Annotated in this window: 3 protein-coding genes; all 3 read left to right on the top strand. The window is 74.9% G+C overall.

What is annotated here, in order from left to right; genetic code table 11:
* The coding region (locus tag RIF68_RS33925; RefSeq protein WP_309055311.1) for an MFS transporter at window positions 1-768 on the top strand (768 nt) is incomplete at its 5' end.
* Between the two features lie 107 nt (window positions 769-875).
* Complete coding sequence (locus RIF68_RS33920; RefSeq protein ID WP_309055312.1) at window positions 876-2420, top strand: ABC transporter substrate-binding protein; 1545 nt, start codon at window positions 876-878, stop codon at window positions 2418-2420.
* The coding region (locus RIF68_RS33915; protein ID WP_309055310.1) for a hypothetical protein at window positions 2417-2598 on the top strand (182 nt) is incomplete at its 3' end. The genes RIF68_RS33920 and RIF68_RS33915, both read left to right, overlap by 4 nt.

Here is a 2598-nt window from a genome sequence, read left to right as displayed (position 1 = left end):
CGCTCGCGGCAGCCGATCACCCCGCTCCACATGTTCGCCGACCGCAACAGGGCCGGCACCTACGGCATCATGCTCGGGCTCGCCGCCGCGATCTTCGGCATGTTCTTCTTCCTGACCCTCTTCGTGCAGAGCGTCCTGGACTTCAGCCCGCTGGAGGCGGGCCTGGCGTTCCTGCCGGTGAGCGCGGTCATCGCGGTCGCCGCCGGGTTCACCTCCCAGCTCCTGCCGAAATACGGGCCCAAGCCCTTCATGGTCCTCGGCTCGCTCTGCCTGGCCGCCGGCCTGTCCTGGCTCACCCTGACCGACGTCCACTCGACGTACGCGGGCTCGATCCTCGGACCGATGCTGGTCTTCAGCCTCGGCATGGGCATGATGTTCGTCTCGCTGACCCTGATGGCCCTGTCCAACGTGGCCCCCGACGAGTCGGGGGCGGCCTCCGGGCTCCTCAACGTGACGCAGCAGGTGGGCGGTTCACTGGGCCTGTCCATCCTCGTCACCGTCTTCGGCACGGTCAGCCGGAGCGAGGCCGACAAGCAGGTCCCCGCCTTCCTCTCCCAGGCCGGCCCCGCCGAGAAGGCCCGGTTCGCGGAGACCGGACAGCTGCCGCCGCCCTGGGGCGACGAGGTGCTCACCGCGGGCGTCTCGGCCGGATTCATCGTGGCCGCCGCCTTCGCGATCGTCTCCTTCGTCATCGCTCTCGCCGTCATCCAGGTCCGCCCCTCCGACATCGAGCGGCTCAAGGGCGGCGGGCTGATGCCGGGCGGCTGAGTCCCCGGCGCGGGCGGCCGCGGGCGGGTTAATGAAAACGATTGTCATGCTGATATGGTCATCGGCACACCCGCCCCCCCGCGCCTCAGAGGACCCCCTTGTTCCGCCTGCCCGAAACCCGCCGCGCCACCCGACGCGCCGCCCTCACCACCGCCCTCGCCCTCACCACCGCGGCGGCGACCCTGCTCACCGGCTGCTTCGCCGGCTCCGGCACCACCGCCGGAAGCGGAGGACGGCCGGGCAGCGGCGGCGACGCGGCCTCCGGCGGACGGATCCGCGTCGCCATGATGCAGCCGCCCCGCTCCGGCCTCTCCCCGCTCTCCGACGACGCCTTCAAGCTCTCCCGCTGGTCCACCGCCGAGACCCTCGTCCGGCTCGACCCCGACGGCAACGCCGTCCCGGCCCTCGCCACCGCCTGGCAGCGCACCGGCCGGACCTGGACCTTCACCCTCCGCGAGGGCGTCACCTTCCACGACGGCACCCCCCTCACCGCCGAGGCCGTCGTCCGCTCCCTCACCACCGCCGCCCAGGCTTCGCCCAAGCCACGGATCCTCGACGGCGTCGACCTCACCGCCCGCGCCACCGGACCCCGGACCGTCACCGTCACCACCGCCGCCGACGACCCCCTGGTCCCGCAGCGCCTCAGCTCCCCCCAGCTGTCGATCCTCGCCGCCAAGGCCTACCGCGGCCGGACCGTGAACCCCGTCGGCGCCGGCACCGGCCCCTTCGTCCTCGTCCGCGCCGACGGCACCGCCTCCGCCACCCTCGACCGGTACGACCGCTACTGGGGCGGCCGCCCCGAGGCCCCGGGCATCGACGTGCGGTACGTCCCCGACGGCACCGCCCGCGCCGCCGCCCTGCGCAGCGGAGAGGCCGACATCGTGGAGGCCGTCCCCGTCTCCCAGGCCCGGCTCCTGGACCCGGACCTGATCACCGAGGTCCCCATGCCCCGGACCAACACCCTCTACCTCAACACCCGCAAGGGCCCCTTCAAGGACCCCGCCCTGCGCGCCGCCGCCCGCCGGGCCGTCGACGCCCGCGCCCTCGTGACCGGGGTGTACGAGGGCCGCGCCGACCTCGCTGACGGCCTCCTCGGTCCCGCCCTGCCCTGGGCCGCCGAACTCCGCCGCCCGGTGCGCCACCCGGTCGCGCCCGCCGCCCCGCGCGGCACCACCGTCACCCTCGGCACCTTCACCGACCGCGCCGAACTGCCCGAGGCGGCCCAGCTCCTCCAGCAGCAGCTGAGGAAGGCCGGCTTCACCGTCGAGCTGGACATCCGCGAGTACGCCCACATCGAGGCCGACGCGCTCGCCGGCAAGTTCGACGCCTTCGTCCTCTCCCGGGCCACCGTCCTCGACTCCGGCGACCCCGCCGCGTACCTCTACAGCGACTTCGCCACGGACGGCTCCTTCAACATCTCCCAGCTCGCCGCCCCGGCGGTCGACCGCGCACTCGCCACCGCCGCCGGCACCCCGGCCGGCGACGCCCGCCGCCGCGCGGTCCTCGCCGCCGAAGCCGCCGTCCTCGCCACCGACGCCGCCGTGCCGATGCTCCACGAACGCGTGATCCAGGGCGAGGCCCCCCACGTCGTGGACGCGGCCCACGACCCGCGCGAACGCGAACTGATCACCGCCCGCACCCACCTCCGATGACCACCACCCGGCCGACGGCCCACCACCGGGGCGGGCGCCCCCTCGCCTGCGGGCACGTAGCCGTCAAGCCACGTGCCGTGGCCGCGCGGGGCGGCCACCCGGCCGTGAGGACGCGTCCGCTCGCCGCGCGGGCCGGCCGCCCGGCGGCCGAGGTGCTCCGGGCCTGGCGCACGGCCAC

It is taken from the genome of Streptomyces sp., from assembly GCF_031178505.1.
GTDB classification, from domain to species: domain Bacteria; phylum Actinomycetota; class Actinomycetes; order Streptomycetales; family Streptomycetaceae; genus Streptomyces; species Streptomyces gulbargensis.
Note: the sequence above shows the minus strand (reverse complement) of the source record. Positions and strands in the feature narration are given on the sequence as shown.